The sequence below is a fragment of the Terriglobales bacterium genome (assembly GCA_035624455.1).
GTDB lineage: Bacteria > Acidobacteriota > Terriglobia > Terriglobales > Acidobacteriaceae > DASPRM01.
The window spans coordinates 1-19,830 of record DASPRM010000165.1 but is presented as its reverse complement, the minus strand read 5'-3'; the positions used below and the strand labels follow the sequence as shown (position 1 = coordinate 19,830).

The window sequence follows — 19,830 nt, the reverse complement described above, 5'->3', positions numbered from 1 at the left end:
GACCTACCACAAACTTACGGCGCAATCCGGACGTGGACAGATGGCAGTTGCGGCAGACTAGAGCGTTCTTTTCTGAATTCCTCAGGCCTCGGTCAGAATCAGACTATGGCGGAAGCAAAACAGTCGTTGCCCGCAGTGCATCCTCGGGAACTTCCCTCCAACATCGAAGACAGCGCGTTGTACAACCCTGATCTGGCGCCGGTCGAGCCTGCGCGCCGTTCCTGGGGAACTTACAACTATGCCGCCTTGTGGGTGTCGATGTCGGTCAACATCCTCACCTACATGCTGGCTGCCAGCCTGATCCAAGGTGGAATGAACTGGAAGCAGGCTGTGCTGACCGTATTTGTAGGCAACAGCATTGTGTTGGTTCCAATGCTGCTGAACTCGCATCCCGGTGCGCGCTACGGAATCCCATTTCCTGTGCTGGCGAGGGCATCGTTTGGAGTATTGGGTGCCAATATAGCTGCGGTCCTGAGAGGACTGGTGGCGTGCGGCTGGTTTGGCATTCAGAGCTGGATCGGGGGAGAGGCCATCAACTCCCTGCTCAGCACACTTTGGCCGGCGTGGAAGCAGGTCCCGAATAACACCGCGATCTGCTTTCTGGTTTTCTGGTTGATCAATCTGGCGGTAATTCTGAAAGGCATCGAGTACATCCGGTTTTTGCAGGGCATCAGTGCTCCAATTCTCCTTTTGGTAGGCTTGATGCTGCTGGGTTGGGCATACCGCAACGCGGGCGGATTCGGACCCATGCTGTCGGCGAGGTCACAGTTCGCCAGCTTCTCTGATTTTCTGAAATTCCTTATACCGGCATTGAATGGAACCGTAGGCTTCTGGGCGACGGTCTCGCTGAATGTGCCGGACTTCACGCGTTTCGCCAAAGATCAGAGGGCGCAGGCGATCGGGCAGGCGATCGCGCTGCCGACGACAATGACGCTGTATTCATTCATCGGCATCGCGGTGACCTCTGCCACGGTGGTGATTTATGGCAGCGCCATCTGGGATCCAGTCCAGCTGATCACTCGTCTGCATTCGCCGATCGCGGTGGCTATCGCATTGCTGGCGATTCTTCTGGCGACGCTGAATGTGAATATTGGCGCCAACGTTGTTTCGCCAGCGAACGATTTTTCTAATTTGTGGCCGAAGCGCATCAGCTTCAAAACTGGAGGAGTAATTACTTGTCTGCTGGGTGTAGCCATGATGCCCTGGAAACTCCTAGCGAACCACCGCACGTTCATTTTTGGCTGGCTGGGCGGATATGCCGCCTTGCTGGGCCCGGTTGCCGGAATCATGATCTGCGATTACTGGATCATCCGCAGGCGTGCGCTGCTCGTGCCGGACCTGTACTTGCGTGGTGGGGCGTATGAGTATTCCAGCGGATTTAATGGAAAAGCCATCAGCGCACTGGTGTTGGGAGCGGCGCTGGCCCTGGTCGGGCTGGTGGTGCCGCCACTCAGGGTTTTGTACGACTACTCCTGGTTCGTCGGCTTCGCTGTATCGTTTGCGACGTACTATGCGGCGATGCGCTCCGTGCCGTTGCGGTTAGAAGATCCGGCATCAGCGGATTGAGTGGCTGCGAGGCTGCACGCTATGAAGCCGCGCCAGCCAGCTTTGCCTGGAACTGCGGCAATACCTCATGGCAGTAGGTCTCCAACGTCTCCTCTTCCTCTCCACACATTAGGTAGATGTTGAATTGTGTGACTCCTACCCCCTCGAGGACCCTCAACTTTTCGATGTGAGCTTCGACAGGACCGACCAGGCAGAAGCGATCCACAACTTCGTCGCTGACGAATTCTGAGTTGTCGCTGCCGACCTCGCAGTGGTGCTGGTAATCGTAGGCGCCGCGGTTGTGAACGTAGCTGGTCAGGGCAGACGGGAGTTCTTCAGCCTTGTAGCGGGAGAGAAGATCGACCACATGATTCGAGACCAGGGCAGGGAACCAGCGGACCCGCTCGCGAGCCACTTTCAGATCATTCGCTACCCAGACCGGAGCCGCGGCCATAATCTCGATTGCTTTGGGATCGCGGCCAGCTTCGCGCGCGCCCTGGTGTACAAAAGAGACGCACCATTCGATCAGGTCGGGATCGGCGAATTGCAGAATGACTCCATCCGCGACCCTTCCTGCCATGTTGAGCACCTTAGGCCCGTAACCCGCTACCCAGACGGGAGGCGCACCCGTGGCCCAGGAGAGCTGCGTCGACACATGATGATATTGAATGCTCTTGCCAGAGGTGAGGGCGCGAAAGTCTGCAATGGATTGCTCTAACTCGGACGGCGTGACCGGCTTTTTTCCTAAGACTCGACGTGAGCTATCGCCGCGTCCGATCCCGAGTTGCATGCGGTGATTGGAAATCAGATCCAGCGTGGCAAACAGGCTGGACATGACAGTGATATCGCGCACCGCGGGATTGGTGACGCAGGGGCCCAGCTTCATGCGCCGGGAATTAACCGCCATCAAGGTGAGCAGGGGAAAGGGCTCTTTCCAGAGCACATGGGAATCGAAGATCCAGCCGTATTCAAATCCTGCCTGCTCCGCCTGGCGCGTCAAATTGACGACCCGTTCGACACTGATGTCCGGCTTAAGAGTGATCCCGAACCGCATGCCATCCTCCGCGGTGCTGCAACAACAAAGTTGCGGGATTCTAGCATACAATTCGGTGCAGACCGCGTTCCGAGGGGATTGGGGAGATGGCATTCGACATCGTCGTGGCTAATGGCACAGTTGCAACCGCAACTGACAGCTTTAAGGCCGATGTGGGAATCAGAGGGGAGAAAGTGGTTGCGCTCGCGGAGGCTCTGCCACGCGACAATGCGACGCGCATCATCGATGCCAGCGGCAGCTACGTATTGCCGGGCGGGATCGACGTCCATACACATTTGGATATGCCATTCGGCGGGACCACCAGTTCCGATGACTTTGAGACTGGCACGCGTGCGGCGCTGTTCGGCGGAACAACCACGCTGATTGACTTCGCGATCCAATACAAAGGACAAAGCCTGCGCACGGCATTCGATGCCTGGATGGAGAAGGCTTCCCGCAAAGCGATTGGAGATTATGGATTCCACTGCATCATCACCGATCTTCCGGATGCGCGTCTGGAGGAAATGAATCAGTTGGTGCGGGAGGGCGTGACCAGCTTCAAGCTGTTCATGGCTTATCCCGGAGTATTCATGCTTGACGATGCCACCATCTTCAAGGCCCTGCGCACCACTGGCAAAAACGGAGCCATGGTCTGCATGCATGCGGAGAATGGCGGAGCCATCGATGTGATCGTGCGCCAGGCGCTGGCGGAAGGGAAGACTGCACCCAAGTATCACGCCTTAACCCGCCCGACAACGGCAGAGGCAGAGGCGACGGCGCGAGCCATCGCACTGGCGGAAATGGCGGGCGCGCCACTCTATATCGTTCATCTGAGCTGCAACGATGCGATGGAAAAGGTGCGGGAAGGGCGGGATCGCGGCCTTCCGGTGTATGCGGAGACATGCCCGCAGTATCTGTATCTCTCGCTGGAGAATTTCGACGTGCCGGGTTTTGAAGGAGCCAAGTACGTGTTCACGCCACCGCTGCGCGAGAAGTGGCATCAGGAGAAGCTGTGGCAGGGCCTGAAGCACGATCATCTGCAGGTGGTTTCTACCGATCACTGCCCGTTCTGCTTCAAGGAGCAGAAAGAATTGGGAAAGGATGACTTCACGAAGATTCCCAATGGCGGGCCGGGAATCGAGCACCGCATGAGCCTGGTGTATTCCGGAGGTGTTAGCGGCGGGCGTTTCAGCGTGAACCGATTTGTGGAGATCGTCTCAACCACTCCGGCCAAACTCTTCGGGCTCTACCCGCGAAAGGGAACCGTTGCTGTGGGCAGCGATGCGGATCTGGTGGTGTTTAATCCGAAACGACAGCACACCATCAGCGCCAAGACGCATCACATGAGGGTGGATTACAGCATGTTTGAAGGCATAACCGTGACGGGAATGCCGGAAGTAGTGCTGTCGCGAGGCCGGGTTCTGGTGGAAGGAGACAAGTTTCACGGCAAGCCGGGCACGGGCAGTTTTCTTAAGCGAGCCACGTATTCGGGGGCGCTGGCATAAGCATGAATTATTGTGTCTGCGGCGCGGACTGCAAAGCCTCACCGTAAGCAGGCCTTCTGCGAGTGTAAGGACGGGCGGGTTGGACGAAGCTACGATCGAGTTCCAGGATGTTTCGTACTTGCTGGACTCCGGTCGCGCGCTGCTCTCCGATTTGAGCCTGCAGGTCTACAAGGGCGAAATCCTGATGTTCCTGGGCCGGAGCGGCTCCGGCAAGACCACTCTCCTCAAAATGATCAATGGACTGCTGAAGCCCAGCCGCGGCGAGGTGTGCGTGGAGGGGAAGCCGACTTCGGAGTGGAATCTGATTCCGCTCCGCCGGCACATCGGATACGCGATTCAGGAGGTGGGGCTGTTTCCGCATTACACCGTGCGGAAAAATGTAATGCTCGTGCCCATGCTTCAGGGTTGGGAGAAGTCAAAGCTTGAGCGCCGGTTGCAGGAGGTGATGAAGCTGGTGGGGCTTAGCCTGGAGGAGTTTGGCGCGCGATATCCGAGTCAGTTGTCAGGCGGCCAGAGGCAGAGGGTTGGGCTGGCGAGGGCACTGGCAGCCGATCCGCCAATTCTGCTGATGGATGAGCCATTTGGAGCGCTTGATCCGCTTACGCGCGCCGAGCTGCAACAAGAATTCCGGCTGCTGCAAGAAAGCCTGGGCAAGACGGTGGTGTTCGTCACCCATGACGTGAGCGAAGCGCTGATGCTGGGAGACCGTATCGCGCTTATTGAGGATGGCAGATTACAGGATGTGTTCACGCCGCATGAGTTTCTGAATTCCGAGCTTCCGGTGGCCAAGGCTTATGCGGATTCGTTCCGGGCCATGCAGAAGATCTTCGAAAGCTGATCGGGGACCGGCATGAACTTTCTTCGCTTTATCTCCAATCACCGCCAGGAAGTGCTTACGTTGACCAGCGAACATCTATGGCTGGTCGGAATTTCAATGCTCATTGCGGTGGCTATCGGCGTGCCGCTGGGAATTCTTCTTACCCGCCGCCCGAAGTTGTCAGCCGCGGTTCTGGGTTTCAACAACGTGATTCAAACCGTACCGAGTCTTGCGCTGTTTGGCTTGCTGATGCCAGTGCCGTGGCTGGGAGTCCGGGCGAGCAGGTTGGCGATCGTAGCCTTGACGCTCTACGCGCTACTCCCGGTCGTTCGCAATACCTACACGGGGATCAAGGGCGTCGATCCCGGAGTGAGATATGCGGCGAACGCGATGGGTCTGACCAATGCTCAGCTATTGTGGCGAGTGGAATTGCCGCTGTCGGCGCCGGTGATTCTCGCGGGAATTCGGGTAGCAACGGTGATTGCGGTGGGGGTGGCAACCATCGCAGCGGCAGTCGGGGCCGGCGGATTGGGGGAGTTTATTTTCCGCGGGCTCTCCATGGTGGACAACAACGTAATCCTTGCAGGCGCGATTCCGGCGGCATTGCTGGCGCTTTTTGCGGATGCAGTTGTCGGCGGATTGCAGCGCATCCTGGTTCGTCACCGCCACGGAGAACAATGACGCGGCGGAGCTTGCTGGCAGCACTACCCTTGCTGCTGGCTGCATGCAGGCCGCGATCCAGGCAGGTCACCATCGGTTCCAAGAACTTCACCGAACAGCTCATCCTCGGCGAACTACTGGCGCAGTATCTGGAGAGGACTGCCAGCTTGCCGGTCGAGCGGCGTTTCTATCTCGCCGGGACTTACATCTGTCATCAGGCACTCCTGGCCGGCCGAATCGATCTGTATGTGGAATACACGGGCACGGCTTTGACGGCGATTTTGAAAGCGGAACCTCACGGCGATTCGCAGAGTGTGTATCAGGAGGTGAAGTCCGAGTATCTGCGCAGGTGGGGATTGGAAGTGATGCCACCGCTGGGGTTCAACAACAGCTTTGCCATTGTGATGCGAGGTGCAGATGCGCGCCAGATGACTGTGAAATCGCTGTCAGAGTTGGCGCCGTATGCCCCGAAATTACGAATGGGCATTGGCTACGAATTTCTTGAGCGTAAGGATGGGTACGAGGGTCTGGTGCAAACATATGGTCTGCGGTTCGCGGAAGCGCCACGGGTAATGGATTTGGGGTTGCTATATCGCGCTCTGGAGAACCGCCAGGTGGACCTGGTTGCGGGCTCCAATACAGATGGATTGATTAGAGCGCTCGATCTAGTGGTCCTGGAAGACGACCGCCACTACTTTCCGCCGTATGACGCTGTGCCCATCGTGCGGAGTGAGGCGGTGCGAAATTTTCCGCAGATCCGGTCCAATCTGCAGAAGTTAGCGGAAGGTATCAACGCGGACGACATGCGGCAGCTGAATTATTCCGTGGACGGCCAGAAAATGGATGCCGCTACGGTAGTCTCGGCATTTCTTCAGAAAAAGATGTACTTTGAATCTGCAACCCTTGGCTGGGGTGGACGAACCCTGTGTGAAAGCGAATCAGCCTAGAAGCGATCAAGCTATTTCATAAGGGACCGAAGGGAGTAAAGGTTGATTCCCCTCAGGGGCTCAAAGCCCAGGATCTGTACGGCTCTGGACGGCGCGGCTCAGCCGCAGCCTTTCAAAACCGATTAATAAGATAGCTTTTAAGCTACCGAGGTACTAGGCTGACCCGCTTTCTGGAATCCCTTCAGTGCAGTGGTCTCATCGTCGCTGACATCCAGGATCGTATAGAGCTTCGTGATCTGGAACAGGTCGCGGACCTGCGGACTGGGGCTGGCGAGTCTCAGTTCACCGCCCTGGTTCCGAGTCGAGCTATAAGCAGTGATGATGTCGCCGATTCCGGAGCTGTCGATGTAATTAACGTCCTTCAGGTTTAGAAGGATCTTTCGTTTGCCCTCTTTCAGGAGCTTGGGTACTACATCACGCAAGGAAGTGCCGCTACCCGGGCCGAAAGCGATTGCCTCGCCCAGACTCAGTCTTCCGTTCAGATCGACGATGGTGACGCCGTTGCTCTCCCTGATCTTGTATTCCATGGCGATGCCTCCAGGCTGGAAAGTCGCCGGATCTTGTGGCTGGAAATAATAGGCTTGTTAGCGCGGTCAAGTCAAAAGGGAAGCCCTGGGGTGCAAGATCAGACCGGACAGAAGCAGTCAGCTTCTTGATTAGTCGTTTTCAGAGCAATTTTGCCGAAAAAGCTCTTGACAAGGGCGTTTTGCGGGAATATCTGAAGCTACGCAATGCGGGGAATTGCGCCAGGCGATCCAATACCCGCCATTCCTCAATCGGCCTTTCCGAAAAAGTTGGGGGATCGCTGAATGAGAGCATGATCCGTCGTGAAGCATTGAATCCTGTGAAGTGCTAAAGCAGTGGGAACCTGGCAGTCGAATCGCTGTTCTCTTTCAGGAGGAGCAATGACTTGGACCCAGGTGTATGACCCCTTCGGGCATTGGTGGCTGTCCACCATAGTGGCTGCTCTACCCATCATTGTCCTGTTCACTATGCTGGCAGGCCTGCGCATCCGCCCGCATTGGTGCGCAATGGCGGGAGCACTCACCGCCATTCTGGCGGCGATGATTTTCTTCCACATGCCTGTGGTACTGGCAGGAATGAGCTTTCTGTATGGAGTCGCCTTTGGACTACTGAAGATTGCCTGGATCGTTCTCGCGGCTGTTTATCTCTACGACATCTCCGTGCATACCGGCCAATTCGAGATCATGAAAGAATCCGTGGCCGGGATCACCGCCGATCGCAGGCTGCAACTGTTGCTGGTTGCGTTCTGCTTTGGAGCTTTCATTGAAGGGGCTGCAGGATTTGGCGCACCGGTGGCTATTGCCGGCGCTTTCATGATCGGCCTGGGCTTTAAGCCTTTCTACTCAGCCGCCCTGAATCTGATCGCGAATACTGCTCCGGTTGCCTGGGGCGCGATTGGAACCCCTGTACACACACTCGCAGCAGTGACCGCGCTGCCAGAATCCGATATCAATGCCATGATCGGACGCATCCTTCCTTTTACGGCGGTTATCGTGCCCTTCTGGCTGGTGCGCGCCATGGTCGGCTGGGCTGAGACCTTTGAGGTGTTGCCCGCGATCTTGGTGGTTGGAGTGTCGTTTGCGATCACGCAATTCCTTTGGTCTAACCACGTCGACAGCAACCTGGTGGATATCGCCGGCGGCGTGGTTTCGCTGATAGCGACGGTCGTTTTCCTTCACTTCTGGAAACCAAAACGCATCTGGCGATTTGAGCATGACGACGCCGGAGGTCCCGGCTCGCCCGATGAGAAAGTCGAAGACCAACAAGGTGCGACTTGGGAAGTTCCGGGGACGCCCGCCACTCTGCATCACTACACAGCCGGGCAGATCGCCAAGGCGTGGATGCCGTTCGCCGTGCTGTCCCTGTTCGTGCTGCTGTGGGGGCTGCCCAGCATCAAGCTGGCCATGAACAAGGCCACTACGCCGGCTTTCACGGTGATCCTTCCAGACGGCAAAAAGCGGCCCGGTCCGCCGGGGTGGAATGTCCCCTATCTGCACGGCGCGGTCACACGAGCTGCCCCAGTGGTTAGCAAACCAACTCCCGAGGCGGCGCGATATGATTTCAACTGGCTGTCTGCTACCGGGACTGGTTGCTTCCTGGCGGCGATCGTATCGGGGCTGCTGCTCGGGCTGGGTCCAGGCAAGCTGCTAGGGATCTTTTGGTTTACCCTGAAGCGCATGAAGCTGGCCATGATCGCTATCTCCTTCATGCTCGGCTTGGGGTTTGTCACGCGCTATTCAGGTCTCGACGCCGTCTTGGGACTCGCCTTTACCCGAACCGGCTGGTTCTTCCCGTTCTTTGGGACGTTCCTGGGTTGGCTGGGTGTGGCGCTAACTGGAAGCGATACCTCTTCCAACGCGCTCTTTGGCAGCTTGCAGGTCATCACCGCCAAGCAGCTCAACCTTGATCCTGTGCTTATGGCAGCCGCCAACAGCGCCGGAGGCGTGATGGGAAAGATGGTGGATGCGCAATCGATTGTGGTGGCCACTTCCGCCACGAATCAAGTAGGCAACGAAGGCGTGATTTTCCGGTTCGTCGTATGGCACTCGATTGCCCTGGGTGCGATCGTGGGCGCGATCGTGATGATCTACGCTTACGTAGTGCCGCATCTGGTGCCGCACGGCCTGACTTTTGTGAAGTAGTCGAACCATGGAAGCTCGTATTCTTACCGAGCTCCGGCGGGTGGTTGGCAACGAAGGCTTAATCACCCAGCCGCAACAGTTGCGCACCTACGAGTGCGACGGGCTGACGAATTTTCGGGTGATGCCTGCTGCCGTCGTCCTGCCCACTTCTAGCGAGCAAGTACAGGCAATTGTTGGTCTCTGCGCCAGAGAGAGAATACCTTTTGTGGCGCGTGGTTCGGGAACTGGGCTGTCAGGCGGCGCCTTACCTATCGAGAACGGTATCGTAATCAGCCTGGCGCGCATGACTCGCATCCTCGAAGTAGATTATCTGAATGCACGCGTGGTAGTGGAGCCTGGCGTCATCAACTCCAGCGTCACTCAGGAAGTGGCTGGGGCCGGCTTCTTCTATGCACCTGATCCCTCCTCCCAGCAGGTCTGCAGCATTGGAGGAAATGTAGCTGAGAACTCCGGCGGCGCACATTGCCTGAAATATGGATTTACCACCACGCATGTGCTAGGCATGGAGGTGGTGCTACCGGACGGGTCGCTCATTCATCTAGGTGGCAAGACCCTGGATCACCCTGGCTATGACCTGCCGGGAGTGTTCGTGGGATCAGAAGGCACGCTTGGTATTGCGACCAAAATTATTCTGCGGATCGTGAAGCGTCCGGAAACGATCAAGACTCTACTCGCTGCATTTGATACGACCCGACAGGCTGGGGCGGCGGTGAGCGGAATCATAGCGGCGGGAATTTTGCCGGCGGCGATCGAGATGATGGACAACCTGGCGATACAGGCCGCGGAAGCCTCCGTGCACGCGAATTATCCGAACTGTGGTGGCTTGTTGCTGGTGGAATTGGATGGAGTGACAGCGGAAGTCGAGTCGCTGATGTCGCAAGTCAGAGAGGTTTGCACCGCGAATGGCGCCTGGGAGATACGCGTAGCCCAAACCGAGGCCGAGCGCATCGTAATCTGGAAAGGACGCAAAGCGGCGTTCGCCGCCATGGGCCGCATTTCCCCCAACTATATCGTGCAGGATGGAGTGATTCCACGTACCGCCTTGCCGAAGGTGCTCGATGAGATTGAGAAAATGAGTGGTGCGGTGGGGCTGCGCGTTGCCAATGTATTTCACGCCGGGGATGGCAACCTTCATCCCCTGGTCCTGTACGACCGACGCATTCCCGGGCAGGAGCAACTGGCGGAAAAACTTTCCGGCGATATTCTCCGGCTCTGCATACAAGCCGGCGGTTCGATCACCGGGGAACATGGAGTCGGGGAAGAGAAGAAAGGCTTCATGGCGGAGATGTTCTCCGAGCCGGATCTCGACACCATGCAGCGCGTGCGCTGTGCGTTTGATCCCGAATTGCTCTCGAATCCGACCAAAGTCTTTCCGCGGCCACGATTGTGTGCCGAAAAGACAGGACCATACGAACCGCATCCCCTCGAGATAGCAGGAGTGGCGGAGTATTTTTAACCTGCAAGGGTCATGTCTCCACGTCCTCCCATGCCGCAGAGAGTCTCCGAACTGGCGGAAGAGCTGCGCAGCGTCGTGGGTGAAGACCACATCCGTTCCGCCACGCCGCAGGAGGCAATTGACGGCGTAGATCCAGAGACCGTAATTGAGCCTGGCACTTCCGCCGAGATTGGACATGTGTTGGAAATCGCTGATGGGGCCGGTATTGGAGTCATTCCACGCGGCGGAGGGACGAAATTAGGGTGGGGAAATCCACCCCGCTGCGCCGATCTCATTCTTTCCACTGCTCGTCTGAACCGTGTGCTCGAGCACGCATGGGCCGACATGACCGTAACCGTGGAGGCAGGCTGCACGGTCGCCGTACTGCAACGGACGCTGGCTCAACATGGACAGCGGCTGGCGATCGATCCCCTTTGGCCGGAACGGGCCACCATCGGTGGCATTCTGGCGGCCAACGACAGCGGATCCCTGCGCTTGCGCTTCGGTTCTCTCAGGGATCTGGTGATTGGGATTACTTTGGCTTTGGCTGATGGGACGCTCGCCCGTAGCGGTGGCAAAGTGGTGAAGAATGTCGCGGGATATGATCTCCCCAAGCTGGCCACCGGCTCGCTGGGAACCTTGGGCGTCATTACGGAAGCGGTGTTTCGCCTGCACCCACTCCCGCGCCAATCGCGGGTCGTCAGCTTTGAATTTTCTGATTCCGCGGCTTTAGGGACGCTCCTGCTGAAAGTGCTTGACTCCCAGTTGGTGTGCTCCGGATTGCAGTATCGCGCCAGCTCGGGGGAGAACGCGCATCTGGACGTTGGTTTCGAGGGCACAGCCGAAGGCATCGCCGCCCAGGTGGAGAAGCTGGTGAGGATGACTCGACTGGAACCAGCGGCGGATGCCGGCCCTCAAGTGTGGCACATTCGCGAGGCCCTAGCCTTCTGGCTGGGAGGTGACAGCGCTTTGGTAGCCAAATTCAGCGCGCTGCCGGGAGACCTGGGCAAGGTGTTGGAGCGGCTGGTGTCGTTGGAGCAGACTCACGATCTGAAGTGGCAAATGATCGCCGAGGGGGTCGGCATCGGATTGCTGCGGCTGGAGGCCACATCTGAAAAGCTTGCGGACATCGTGTTGAGCTTGCGGACGCATCTGGCAGGTTTGGGCGGAAGCCTGGCCGTCCTCGGGTGTCCAGCGGAGAAGAAATCGGCAATCAATGTTTGGGGATCCCCAGCTGATTCCATCGAACTCATGCGTCGAATAAAGAGACAACTGGATCCGCATGGCATCCTCAACCCGGGGCGCTTTGTAGGAGGTATTTGATGGCCGCGGCGCACGAGTCCGCTCCGATACCTGGATCTGTCGCCAAAGATCTCGGCGGCAAGTCTGCATTTGACAGTCACAACCCCCCAGCGCAAAAGTTGATTGACGAGTGTGTTCATTGCGGCTTCTGCCTGCCTACCTGCCCGACCTACGCCCTATGGCGCGAGGAGATGGATTCGCCTCGCGGGCGAATTTACCTGATGAAGATGGCGAGCGAGGGCAAAGCCGAGATCAATGAGACGTTCGTGCGCCACCTCGACCGGTGTCTCAGTTGCATGGCCTGCATGACGGCATGTCCGTCGGGGGTGCAATACGACAAAATCGTCACCGCCACACGCGCGCAGATCGAGCGGCATTTTCGGCGGCCCTGGATCGAGCGCTTGCACCGCCGCCTGATTTTCTATGTTTTCCCGCGTCCCAGAATCCTACGGAGTCTGCTGCTTCCGCTGTGGTTGTACCAGCGCTTTGGCGTGCAAGCGCTGTTTCGACGATCCGGTTTGAAGAGAGTCTTACCGAAGGGCTTGCAAGGAATCGAGGAGTTGCTTCCCACGGTTACCGTGGCCAGCTTGAGGCAGAATCTGCCAGGTAAGGTTCCCGCAATCGGGGCAGCTCGGGCTCGAGTTGGCTTACTTGCGGGCTGCGTGCAGAGCGTGATGTTTCCCGAGGTGAACGCGGCCACGGCTCGAGTGCTCGCTGCGGAAGGCTGCGAAGTTGTGATCCCGCCAGAGCAAGGCTGCTGCGGCGCCCTCATGACCCATGCCGGCGAAGAGAAGCAGTCACTTGATTATGCACGGCGGTTAATCGATGTATTTGAGCGGGCGAATGTGCAGGCCATCGTAGTGAATGCGGCAGGTTGTGGTTCGAACGTGAAAGACTACGGGCACTTGCTGCGCGATGATCCGCGGTACGCCACGCGTGCGCATGAGTTTTCCGCAAAGTGCCGGGACGTTTGCGAATTCCTGGCGGAGCTGGAACCGCGAGCGAATCGGCATCCCATCCCGCTGCGGGTTGCCTATCACGATGCCTGCCACATTCAACACGCGCAGCGTGTTCAAGCGCAGCCTCGCCGGGTGCTGCAAACGATCCCCGGGCTCAGTGTTTCGGAGATTCCTGAATCTGCGATCTGCTGCGGCTCCGCCGGCATTTACAACCTGGTGGAACCTGAGACCGCGAAGGAGCTAGGTCTTCGGAAGGCCCAGAATGCGATTTCCACAACCCCTGACGTGATCGCGACTGGAAATCCGGGTTGTCTGCTCCAGATCCAGTCCGCGCTGAAAAGTTTGGGAAAAAATATTTCCGTCGTTCATCCGATCGAACTGCTGGATTCGTCTATTCGAGGCGAAGGAAGTCGCTTTCGACCAACGGATCAGCGTCCGGGACCCTAGGATAAGAGCTGCGATCGCAAAAAGCGGCCCACTCCATAAAGCCAGAAGGCCGACGCGAACGTCGGCCTTTCTAAGCCTGGCTCAATCCGTCTTAGTTCTTTGGCGGGTTAGCTGTCTGGTCGCTGGGGTTGCTGGTTCCGGCGGCCCCGGTGGTGTCCTTGTTCTTTTTGTGCTTCTTCTTGCCGGTGGTCTGGTCGGAAGTACCGCTGCCCGAATAACCGCCCGAACTGCTCTGGGAGGCGCCGGACTGGGTCGACCCCTGATCCTGAGTCTGTGACGAGCCACTCTGGCCGCTCTGGGTTGATTGCGAGCTCTGAGATTGAGAGCCTTGCGGATCTGGCGCCGTCTGAGTTTGCGCCAAAGCCAATGTCCCCGCCAAAACCAATGCTGGTGAGATCAGGAACAACTTCTTCATTTGCTAACTCCTTCTCCGGAATCTAAGACGAATTGGCGCCGATTCATTACACGCTATTTCCCCAGCTGCGAGGAATACAGCTTATCCGGGAAGAATGCGATAGCTTTACTGTAGAAGTTGTCTCAGAGCGGCTATGCGCGTAAAGCCATGAGCATCAAGGGAAAGGACGGCAGACGCTGAGCCCAGCGTTGTCCCTGATCCAGCGATTTACCGCTGTTTGCTTCTCAACTGAGATCAGCGCCCGCCTATCCGGGCTCTCTGATAGTTCAAACTCGCCTCTGGCACAATCGCGGGAATCTCGTAGGCGCGGCTCGGAATTGCTGTATGCAGGGCTCCGCCAGCTCGCAGCACGGCCGCAACAGGCTGCGTTTTTTTTGCTGGAGTTTGCGCAGGCAGAACTTGCCAGTTCGCCTCATGTTCCAGCACGGCCACGACCGCGTCTGAGACTGTCTTGCGATCCCTGATTCAGGTCACCGACGGCTGTGGGTTAGGTCACTGCCGCAAAGGAGCGGCAGAGGGGAAACTATGATGGAGAAGGTTTCTCCTCTCCTTGCCGACTGGTTAGAGCAGTCCGCTGACCGTCGCCTTGCCCTAAGGAGCCTGCATGAAAACAGTGTCGGTCGTGGGCGCGGGTCCCGCTGGCTTGTTTGCCGCACAGAAGATTGCTCTGTCCGGACATCAGGTGCTGATCTTCAATCGCGATATCAAGCCGGGCGGACTTGCCGAGTACGGCATTTATCCGGTGAAACACAAGATGAAGGACGGGCTGCGCAAGCAGTTCGCCAAGGTCCTGGGCCTGCCCAACGTGCACTACTTTGGCGGCGTGCCGATTGGGTCGGGCTATGCCTTTTCGATTTCGGATTTGCGCGAGTTCGGTCCCTCGGCCATGGTCTTCGCTGTCGGCGCGCAAGGTACCAAGAAGCTCGGCATTCCCGGTGAGGATGCGCGCGGCGTGTTCGCCGCCAAGGACTTCGTCTACCACTACAATCAGCTGCCGCCCTTCGCTTGGCGGGATTTCTCTACCAGGAAGCGTATTGCAATCGTCGGCATGGGCAATGTTATGGTGGACGTAGCGCGCTGGCTATTGCTGGACCTGCCTGATCGCCAGACCGAAGAGGTCATCGTAGTGGCGCGCCGGGGTCCCTTCGAAGCTAAGTTCGAGGAGCGCGAGTTTGCCTACATCGAGCCATACCTCGATCATGCGGCATTTCATGACGAGCTACGGCGCATCAGGGAAAAGCTCTGCGCCGCGGGACAGGACATTAGCAAGGTTCCGGAGACCACTTTCCCCGCCTTGAATAAGCCACAAGAAGCGACGCATCCCCGCCTGCGGTTTCGCTTTCTAAGCTCTCCGCAGTCCATTCAGGTGGATGTCAGCAGCCGCATCGCGCGGCTTACCGTCACTGACAACGTTCTGGTCGCGCGGGATGGCAGCACGGCCGCGAAGGCCACCGACTCGCAATCAGAACTCGAGGTTGACACCATGATTTTCGCGATCGGCGATGTGGTCGACCCAGTGGTGGGTTTACCTTGTGGGCCGGAAGGCTATGTCACCACGCCCGATCCCACTCACCAATTGCCGCCGGCTTACGAAGTGTTTGATCCGCAAGCTGGCAAAGTTGTGGAAGGCACCTATGTCGTAGGCTGGGCCCGCAAGGCAAGCGAAGGCCTGGTGGGAATTGCCCGGCATGACGGTGAAGTCGGTGCCGCCCGCGTCCTGTCATATCTCGAAGGCGTTTCAGAAAAGCGGGGTGCTACTGTGCCGAAGATCCTCGATAGCATGGTCCGCCGCGGTCTTCGTCCAGTGACCAAGGGCGATCTTGCCTACCTGGCAAGCGCCGAACAAAAGCAGGCGCAGGAACAAGGACTCTCTCATTTCAAATTCTCCAGCGACACCGAAATGCTGGACGCGATCGAGAAGGAGAAATGCTGCGAATGCATCGCAGCTGGTGTCTAGTTTTTCTCAAACGATCAAAAGATAGGCATCAAAACATAGGGGATGTCTTCTTGGTGACGGCCTGAAGGAGGCATCCCTCTTTGACGGAACCATTCTTCGTCGAGGAATCGGAAGGTAACGCTCACGCCTCCGGCTTGAATATCAAACCGCGGCTTTCCCGGCCATTCATAAGGACGAGCAGGGGTGTTTCCAGATGCAGGTGGCGCACGCAATCCCGTTCCTCCGCCGCAGGTTGTGAGCTGAGCCACTCCCAATCTACAAAACCCTCTCCCGCGTCAGGATTGACTGTGAAATAGCCGATCTGAAATGCTGTGAGGTTCTGGAAGAAGTGGCTGCCTTGCGACGGTGTAACGCGCAGATCGCGAAAACCTGTTTCGACGATCACACGGGCGCCTGATACTTGATCCCAAGCAACCGGAATTCCGAGCCAGGGATCATTCGAGCCCCACCGGCCGACACCGATCAGCAGATACGGCGTACCGCACTCGCTCAGCTTGGCATTCAAACGCGCGACCTCTCTAGCCACCTCGTGGCTGCGAGCGCGTTCAAAGCGATGAAAGTCGACGACTACGACGTCGCGCAGATTCTGGAGACGGCCGTTCCCCAACACTTTCGAGCTTTGGCACAACAGCCGGCGCGGATCCAGGTTTTCGATGCGAACTTCCTCTGACTCGCGCGATAGTACCAACGGTCGAATCTGAAGAAATCCAAACTCGGCCGTTGCGTCGTCTGGCGGGTGCGCAAGCCGTGCCGCGAATTCAATTTCAACAGGGCGTCCGAAGGCCTCTGCGCCAATCTTTGTGAGCTGGCCAAGAATGGGAGCCAGCGGGAATACTTCGTACTTGAGGATAGCGGCGAAGCTCACAATGCGGATCCCAGACCTACTGAGGCCGGCATAAACCGCGTGACTGTCAGCGGAATAGGTTGAACCTAGCATGTGCAAGGTTCCGTCGGCCTCGGCCACGTCCAATCCGAATCGCGACTCCCGCAGTTCCGCCAGACCCTGCTGGCGTGCTGCATGTCCTAAGTCGAGGGCCCAGAAGTCAGACTGGGAGTTCGCCAGGATGTCTTCTACAGCGGAGAACTGGATGAGATGACGCGGGTACCTGGGACAGAACATCAGACACTTTCCGCCATCGATAACCGCGCGGCCCAGTCCCAATGCCACGGCTGCGATCCCGTCCTCAGAGGTCATTGGCGAGGCAGGGTAGAAGTTGTGCGATCGCACCACCCCAGAGAAGTCGGGGTAAAATCGCAAGCCATGCCTGGCGCCCACGACCTGCTGGAGGATCACCGCCATCTTTTCCTCTTCCAGGCGATTGGGCGTCGCTCGCACGTACGCCTTTGCATGCTGGCTGAAGGTAGAAGCGTACACACGTTTTATAGCCTCCATCAGATGCTCCAGACGAAGGCTAGCGTCGGAGTCCTGGTTGGCGAGCATGAACGTTTCATACACGCCCGTGAAGGGCAGGTATTGCGAATCCTCCAGCAAGCTTGAAGATCGCACCGCCAAGGGATACTGCACTTGCCGCAAATATTCGAGCAGATCCTCCTGGACACGGGCCGGAAGCGACGCAGCCAAGAAACGCTGCTCTATGGCCGCTTCATCCGTGGTTTGCAGGGCGAAGTCCAACAGGGTGTTCTCGCTGAGAAACTGGTCGAAGACATCGGTCGCCAACACCACCGCTGGGGGCACGGCAATCTGCACTCCCGGGAACTGGCGCGCCATGTTGTGTCTATTGAGTAGATGACGCGCGAAAGCCAATCCTCTTGCCTTGCCACCCAGGGATCCGCCGCCAATGCGCAAAAAGAAAGCATCCACCGAATTGAACGTTGCGGCATTGAAATCGCCGATGAGGAGTTGGCTCTGCTCGCTTCGATAGGTGTCGATCGACTCTACCAGGTTCCGCCGTAGGTCCTCATTAGTCGCGAAATCGGAGACCTTGCGCGGCCGGAGCTTCCGCGCCAGCGCAAACTCGGTTCTCGCCATCAGCCAGTGGGAGAAGTGGTTCTTCTCCGCATGGTAGGCGATGCTTTCGGCCGGAACTGTATGCAGCAGCGCGTTAAGAGCGTTCAAGTCCGTTGCTCGCCCCACTACAGTATGATCCGGTAAACGGAATACGAAATCACCTAGGCCGAACTGCTCCGTCAAGATTCGCCGCAAGTCTCCCAACAAAGTGGGCGAGCGCTTTTGCAGAAATGAAAAGCCTTCGCGGTATGCGCGTGCGCTGAATTGTGTGCGGCTGGATTGGAGCACGATAGGGATATCGGGCGCTACTTCGCGAACCATACCTGCCAGATCGAAGCCGGCTTCCGGTGTCAGCTGACCGCCCCGCGGGAATTCCACGTCCGACACAATGCCCAGCAGGTGGTCGCCGTACCTCGTCACTTGCCGGGAGGCATCTTCATAATCGGAGCAGAGCAGAAGCTTGGGCCGGGCCCTGAATCGCAATAACTTATGGGCTACATTCATTCCTTCGCTAATGACGCGACGAGATTGCGTAATCAACTCGGAATAAATGACGGGCAGGAAAGAGGAGTAGTAACGGATGTTGTCCTCGACCATGAGAATGACCGGCACGCCGATAGCATCCACGTCGTGGAGGACGTTGCGTTTGTCCTCGATGTACTGAACGATCGCAATCAGAATGCGGGAAGCCCCCTGCCACAAGAAAATCCGGTCGATCGCCGTAACCGGGTGCTCAGCCAGGAAACTCTTGATTTCGCGATAATCGTAGGCGAGGACAACAACAGGAACGTCGAGCGCGGCGCTTCGGACCTCCGAAGCCAGCGTTGCTGCGTCCATGTCCCCGACTTGAAGATTGGTGACGATCAGGTTGAAGCGCGGCTGCGTGCGCGCCAGTGTTAGTGCTTCCGTACCGCTCGAAACATGCGTAACACCGGGGACGTGCTGGAGATCGAGTTCCAGAGACTCGCCAATTAAGAGTTCGTTAAGCCTGCCGTCCTCTCGGAGAATGAAGGAGTCGTAAAGGCTGGACACGAGGAGAATGTTCTGGACTCTGAATGGCATCAAGTCCTCGAACCTCTCGAAGATCCTTTCCGTCTTGATCGCAGTGTCCGCGGCCTTTTGCGCCGAGTGCATGATAGAGCCCCATTAGGAAAAACGCGGGGTGGAAGCGATCCACCCCGCAGCAGATTGATAGTCGGACAACGGTCTCAGACGAGTCCTTGATCCAGCATGGCATTGGCAACCTTGATGAATCCGCCAATGTTTGCTCCATTGACGAGGTTCCCAGGCGTGCCGTAGGTTTCCGCAGTCTCGAAACAGGTCTTGTGAATAGCTGCCATGATGCCATGCAACCGCTTATCAACTTCTTCGCGGCTCCAGGCCATCCGCATGCTGTTCTGTGACATCTCGAGACCGGAGGTGGCGACGCCACCCGCATTCGCTGCCTTGGCCGGCCCATAGAGGATCCTGGCATCGAGGAACGCCTTGGTCGCCTCGGCGGTGCTTGGCATGTTCGCACCCTCGGCGACGACCCTGATGCCATTCTTAATAAGGTTGGCTGCGTCTTTGGCGTTGATCTCATTTTGCGTGGCGCTCGGGAACGCACAGTCCGCCTTGATCGTCCACAAACGGTTGTAGTCGAGTTTGTCATCCGTGGGCATGTAGACCGCTTTCTTGAAGTGTTCGACATATTCACGGATGCGGCCGCGATGCACGTTCTTGAGTTCCATGACCCAGGCCAGCTTCTCCCGGTCGATGCCATCCGGATCCAAGATAACCCCGTTGGAGTCGGACAGCGTGATCGGCTTGGCTCCCAGGTCGAGCAGCTTCTCTACCGTGTACTGCGAGACATTGCCGCTTCCAGAAACAAGACAGAGCTTTCCTTCAAGTGAATCGTTGTGGGCCTTCAGCATCTCGGCCGCGAAATAAACACAGCCGTATCCTGTCGCTTCAGGACGAATGAGGGAGCCGCCCCAGTTCAGCCCTTTGCCCGTCAACACGCCGGTGAACTCATTCTTGAGGCGTTTGAATTGGCCAAACAGAAAACCAATTTCCCTTCCGCCAACCCCAATATCGCCGGCAGGGACGTCGGTGTCCGGCCCAATGTAGCGGCACAACTCGGTCATGAAGCTTTGGCAGAAGCGCATTACCTCGTCGTCGCTCTTGCCTTTAG

The 19,830-nt window shown here is 57.7% G+C and carries 15 protein-coding genes; 10 read left to right on the top strand and 5 right to left on the bottom strand.

The genetic code is table 11. The features are described 5' to 3' along the window. A partial coding sequence (locus VEG30_19215; protein HXZ82068.1) for an NCS1 family nucleobase:cation symporter-1 occupies nt 1-1,566 on the top strand: 1,566 nt, incomplete at its 5' end. 19 nt (nt 1,567-1,585) lie between these two features. On the opposite strand, the gene VEG30_19210 is transcribed toward VEG30_19215, so the two are convergent. Next, nucleotides 1,586-2,599: a TIGR03842 family LLM class F420-dependent oxidoreductase gene (locus VEG30_19210; protein HXZ82067.1), complete on the bottom strand. Its 1,014-nt coding sequence runs from the start codon at nt 2,597-2,599 to the stop codon at nt 1,586-1,588. Between the two features lie 86 nt (nt 2,600-2,685). Here VEG30_19210 and hydA point away from each other — a divergent pair, with 86 nt between their 5' ends. The 4 genes from hydA (at nt 2,686) to VEG30_19190 (ending at nt 6,507) form a co-directional block, all read left to right on the top strand. Continuing rightward, complete coding sequence (gene hydA / locus VEG30_19205) at nt 2,686-4,083, top strand: dihydropyrimidinase (GenBank protein ID HXZ82066.1); 1,398 nt, start codon at nt 2,686-2,688, stop codon at nt 4,081-4,083. 79 nt (nt 4,084-4,162) lie between these two features. Further along, nucleotides 4,163-4,921, top strand: coding sequence for an ATP-binding cassette domain-containing protein (locus VEG30_19200; GenBank protein HXZ82065.1), 759 nt, complete (start codon nt 4,163-4,165; stop codon nt 4,919-4,921). Nucleotides 4,922-4,933: 12 nt separating this feature from the next. Further along, nucleotides 4,934-5,581: an ABC transporter permease gene (locus tag VEG30_19195; GenBank protein ID HXZ82064.1), complete on the top strand. Its 648-nt coding sequence runs from the start codon at nt 4,934-4,936 to the stop codon at nt 5,579-5,581. Further along, entirely contained in the window at nt 5,578-6,507 is a 930-nt protein-coding gene (locus VEG30_19190; protein HXZ82063.1) for a glycine betaine ABC transporter substrate-binding protein, read from the top strand. Before VEG30_19195 ends, VEG30_19190 begins: the two co-directional genes overlap by 4 nt. A 137-nt stretch (nt 6,508-6,644) precedes the next feature. Here the strand turns inward: VEG30_19190 and VEG30_19185 are convergent, their stop codons facing one another. Further along, complete coding sequence (locus tag VEG30_19185; GenBank protein HXZ82062.1) at nt 6,645-7,034, bottom strand: STAS domain-containing protein; 390 nt, start codon at nt 7,032-7,034, stop codon at nt 6,645-6,647. 378 nt (nt 7,035-7,412) lie between these two features. Here VEG30_19185 and VEG30_19180 point away from each other — a divergent pair, with 378 nt between their 5' ends. The 4 genes from VEG30_19180 to glcF are packed head-to-tail and all read left to right on the top strand — an operon-like array spanning nt 7,413 to nt 13,316. Further along, the gene (locus tag VEG30_19180) at nt 7,413-9,173 is read left to right on the top strand and encodes a lactate permease LctP family transporter (GenBank protein HXZ82061.1); all 1,761 of its coding nucleotides are present in this window, start codon (nt 7,413-7,415) and stop codon (nt 9,171-9,173) included. Nucleotides 9,174-9,180: 7 nt separating this feature from the next. Next, nucleotides 9,181-10,629: an FAD-linked oxidase C-terminal domain-containing protein gene (locus VEG30_19175; protein HXZ82060.1), complete on the top strand. Its 1,449-nt coding sequence runs from the start codon at nt 9,181-9,183 to the stop codon at nt 10,627-10,629. A 12-nt stretch (nt 10,630-10,641) separates the two neighbouring features. Beyond that, the gene (locus VEG30_19170; GenBank protein HXZ82059.1) at nt 10,642-11,931 is read left to right on the top strand and encodes an FAD-binding oxidoreductase; all 1,290 of its coding nucleotides are present in this window, start codon (nt 10,642-10,644) and stop codon (nt 11,929-11,931) included. Next, on the top strand, nt 11,931-13,316 hold the full coding sequence (glcF, locus tag VEG30_19165) for a glycolate oxidase subunit GlcF (GenBank protein ID HXZ82058.1): 1,386 nt from the start codon (nt 11,931-11,933) through the stop codon (nt 13,314-13,316). The genes VEG30_19170 and glcF overlap by 1 nt, the downstream gene beginning before the upstream one ends. A 91-nt stretch (nt 13,317-13,407) precedes the next feature. Here glcF and VEG30_19160 read toward each other — a convergent pair whose 3' ends face one another. Next, nucleotides 13,408-13,731 carry a hypothetical protein gene (locus VEG30_19160; protein HXZ82057.1) on the bottom strand — a complete coding sequence of 108 codons (324 nt, stop codon included), beginning with the start codon at nt 13,729-13,731 and terminating at the stop codon, nt 13,408-13,410. A 604-nt stretch (nt 13,732-14,335) separates the two neighbouring features. On the opposite strand from VEG30_19160, the gene VEG30_19155 reads away from it, so the two are divergent. Then, nucleotides 14,336-15,688: an FAD-dependent oxidoreductase gene (locus VEG30_19155; protein HXZ82056.1), complete on the top strand. Its 1,353-nt coding sequence runs from the start codon at nt 14,336-14,338 to the stop codon at nt 15,686-15,688. A gap of 121 nt (nt 15,689-15,809) precedes the next feature. Here VEG30_19155 and VEG30_19150 read toward each other — a convergent pair whose 3' ends face one another. Both VEG30_19150 and VEG30_19145 read right to left on the bottom strand, forming a co-directional pair. Continuing rightward, nucleotides 15,810-18,719 carry a PEP/pyruvate-binding domain-containing protein gene (locus tag VEG30_19150; GenBank protein HXZ82055.1) on the bottom strand — a complete coding sequence of 970 codons (2,910 nt, stop codon included), beginning with the start codon at nt 18,717-18,719 and terminating at the stop codon, nt 15,810-15,812. A 146-nt stretch (nt 18,720-18,865) separates the two neighbouring features. After that, on the bottom strand, nt 18,866-19,830 hold a 965-nt coding region (locus VEG30_19145; protein HXZ82054.1), incomplete at its 5' end, for a Glu/Leu/Phe/Val dehydrogenase dimerization domain-containing protein.